Origin of the sequence: Bradyrhizobium altum, assembly GCF_020889705.1 — a bacterium.
GTDB lineage: Bacteria > Pseudomonadota > Alphaproteobacteria > Rhizobiales > Xanthobacteraceae > Bradyrhizobium > Bradyrhizobium altum.
Window position 1 is genome coordinate 1 of record NZ_JACMYP010000467.1, and the last position, 3,389, is coordinate 3,389.

3 protein-coding genes are annotated in these 3,389 nt (G+C 67.6%); all 3 read right to left on the reverse strand.

From position 1 onward, the window contains the following. Window positions 1-10: 10 nt before the first annotated feature. Window positions 11-1,996, reverse strand: coding sequence for a heme lyase CcmF/NrfE family subunit (locus H8B02_RS46295; protein ID WP_229172371.1), 1,986 nt, complete (start codon window positions 1,994-1,996; stop codon window positions 11-13). Beyond that, on the reverse strand, window positions 1,993-2,490 hold the full coding sequence (gene ccmE / locus H8B02_RS46300) for a cytochrome c maturation protein CcmE (protein ID WP_229172372.1): 498 nt from the start codon (window positions 2,488-2,490) through the stop codon (window positions 1,993-1,995). Before ccmE ends, H8B02_RS46295 begins: the two co-directional genes overlap by 4 nt. Before the next feature lie 59 nt (window positions 2,491-2,549). Continuing rightward, on the reverse strand, window positions 2,550-3,389 hold an 840-nt coding region (locus H8B02_RS46305; protein ID WP_229172373.1), incomplete at its 5' end, for a tetratricopeptide repeat protein.

A 3,389-nucleotide genomic window follows, 5' to 3' on the forward strand; every position in this document is an offset into this window, starting at 1 on the left:
CGCGACCGCATCACTCGGCCGCCTGCAATGCGCGCGCCGCTTTCGCCGCCGGTTTCGGCGCGCCGACCCGCAAGCGGCGGTCGGACAGCGACAGCATGCCGCCGAAGGCCATCAGCACCGGCCCCCACCAGATCATCAGCACCAGCGGCTTGTGATAGATCCGCACCGCAATCGCGCCGTCGGCCGAGGTGTCGCCGAGCGAGATATAGAGCTGGCTTGCGCCGCGGGTCAGCAGCGCGGCCTCGGTCGTCGAAGCGCCGCGGGTCGTGAAGTTGCGCTTCGACGGCGTCATCACGCTGACCTTCTCGCCGTCCCGCGTCACGGTGAATTGCGCGACCATCTCGCGGAAATTTGGTCCCTGCCGCGGGTTCAGGCCGTCGAGCCGCAGCTCGTAGCCGGCGACCCGGGCGACATCGTCCGGCTTCATGGAGCCGATATATTCGCTGTTCCAGGTGGTCTCGCAGACGATCCCGATCAGCGCGACGCCGAGGCCGGCATGCGCGAAGACGGTGCCCCAGGTCGCGCGCGGCAGGCCACGCGCGCGGCGCAGCGAGAGCGACAGCGGAATCCGGAACAGCGCGATGCGTTCGGCGAGATCGCACAGCGCGCCCGCGATCACGAAGGCCGCAAGCCCGATCGCAAGCGGCGCCAGCGTCGCGCCGCCATAGGTCCACGCAAGCACCACCGCCATCGCAACCAGCGCGACGATGCCGGCGACCATCAGCCGCTGCGCGGCGCCGAGCAGGTCGCCGCGTTTCCAGGCCAGCAGCGGCCCGAACGGGACCGCGAGCAGCAGCGGCACGAACAGCGGCGCAAAGGTGAAATTGAAGAACGGCGCGCCGACCGAGATCTTCTCGCCGGTCAGGACCTCGAGCGCCAGCGGATACAGCGTGCCGATGAACACCGTCGCGCAAGCGGTGGTGAGCAGCAAATTGTTGAGCACCAGCGCGCCTTCACGCGAGATCGGCGCGAACAGCCCGCCCTGCTTCAGCGCGGGCGCGCGCCAGGCATAAAGCGACAGGCTGCCGCCGATGAAGACGAACAGGATCAGCAGAATGAACACGCCGCGGGTCGGGTCGGTCGCGAAGGCGTGGACCGAGGTCAGCACGCCGGAGCGCACCAGGAAGGTGCCGAGCAGCGACAGCGAAAACGTCAGGATGGACAGCAGGACGGTCCAGACCTTGAGCGCGTTGCGCTTCTCCATCACCAGCGCCGAATGCAACAGCGCGGTGCCGGCAAGCCAGGGCATCAGCGAGGCGTTCTCGACCGGATCCCAGAACCACCAGCCGCCCCAGCCGAGCTCGTAATAGGCCCAGTAGGAGCCCATCGCGATGCCGAGCGTCAGGAAGATCCACGCCATCAGCGTCCACGGCCGCACCCAGCGCGCCCAGGCGGCGTCGATCCGCCCTTCGAGCAGCGCCGCCACCGCGAACGAGAACGAGATCGAGAAGCCGACATAGCCGAGATAGAGCATCGGCGGATGCACCGCGAGGCCGATGTCCTGCAGCACCGGATTGAGGTCGCGTCCCTCGATCGGCGGATTGGCGATGCGCAGGAACGGGTTCGAGGTGATCAGGATGAACAAATAGAAGGCGCTGGCGACCCACGCCTGCACCGCCAGCACATGCGCCCGCAGCGACAGCGGCAGATTGTTGCCGAAGGCCGCGACGAGGCCGCCGAACAGCGCCAGGATCGACACCCACAGTAGCATCGAGCCTTCATGGTTGCCCCAGACGCCGGTGACCTTGTAGAGCAGCGGCTTCAGCGAATGCGAATTCTCGTAGACATTGGCGACCGAGAAATCCGAGGTGACGTGCAGCGTCACCAGCGCCGCGAACGATGCCGCGACGAACAGCAATTGGGCAAGCGCGGTCGAGCGCGCGACGTTCATCAACGCAGCATCGCGCCAGCGCGCACCGACGATCGGCACGATCGACTGGATCAGCGCGAGGGCGAGCGCCAGCACCAGGGCATAATGTCCGCTTTCGGCGATCACCGCATGGCTCCCTGGGTCGGCGCCGCGGAGGCGCTCGGCATGCTGTTTGGTTTGGCGCCGTAGTCGTCCTTCCAGTGGCCCTGCTTCTTCAGGGCATCGGCGACGTCCTTCGGCATGTAGGTCTCGTCATGCTTGGCGAGCACGGTGTCGGCGCGGAACACGCCGTTCGCATCGAGCGCGCCCTCGGCAACGACGCCCTGCCCCTCGCGGAACAGGTCCGGCAGGATGCCCTTGTAGGCGACCGGCAGCGTTGCGCCGCCGTCGCCGACGGTGAAGGTCACCGCGAGATTGTCGCCGTGCTTGAGCGAGCCTTGCTCAACCAGCCCGCCGAGGCGGAAGCGCTTGCCCGGACCGAGATGCTTCTCGGCGACCATGGACGGCGTCGAGAAGAACACGATGGAATCGCGCAGCGCGTTCAGCACCAGGCCCGCGGCGATCGCCAGCACGACGAGCGCGCAGCCGATCAGTGTCAAACGCCGTTGCTTCCTGGTCATCGTTCATCCTTGCGCATGACATTCGCCGAAAACCGCTGCACATGTTTCGGCATCATGCGTTATCCATCCAATCCGAGACTCTTCAACCCCTCATTGAGCTGACGCAACCGGTCCGCATCATTGCCCACCGCCTGACGGGCATCCGCAAGCGCGCTCATCGCCTTGCCGCGCTCGCCCATCACGAGATAGGCGCGGACCAGCCGCAGCCAGCCCTCGACGTCGTCGCCGTTCGTCTTCAGCCGCGTCGCCAGCCGATCGACCATACCCTTGATCATGGTGCCGCGATCGGCCTCGCTCATGTCCTTGGCCGCCGCCATCGCGCCGTCAGGCAGCGCGGGTGCGCTCATGCCGCCGACCCGTACCAGCGCAGCCTGCACCAGCGGCCGCCATGGCGCGTCGGACGGCGCCCTCGCCATCATCTTCTGCCAGATCGCGGCGGCGTCCGCCTTGCGGCCGTCCTGCTCGGCGGCAAGGCCGAGAAAATAGTTCGCCTTGGCGTCGTCGCCATTCAGCGCGACCGAGCGCTCGAACTCCGCCTTGGCGTCCGCGGTGACGACGCCACCGGCGCTCCCCATCAACGCCTCGCCGAGATCGGCGCGGCGATCCGCGCTGTCGCCAGCATAGGTGATGGCATTGCGATAGGCACGCACCGCATCATCGTAGCGGCCAAGGCGCGACAGCACCGGCGCCAGCACCGTCCAGCCGCGGCCGTCGGTCGGGTTCTTTTCCAGATGGACCTCGACCTGCGCGACCAGATTGGTGAGCGGCTGGTTGGCATCGGCCACCCGGCTGCGCTCGGCGAGCGGAAAGTCGCCAAGGCGCGGCGAGCCGAGCGCGAGATAGAAGCCCGAAGCGATGACCGGCAGCCCGACCAGGGCCACGATCGCGGCGCGCGCCGC

Excerpts from the sequence above, each read along its gene's own strand:
- ccmE (WP_229172372.1), bottom strand. The coding sequence starts at position 2,490 with ATGACCAGGAAGCAACGGCGTTTGACACTGATCGGCTGCGCGCTCGTC.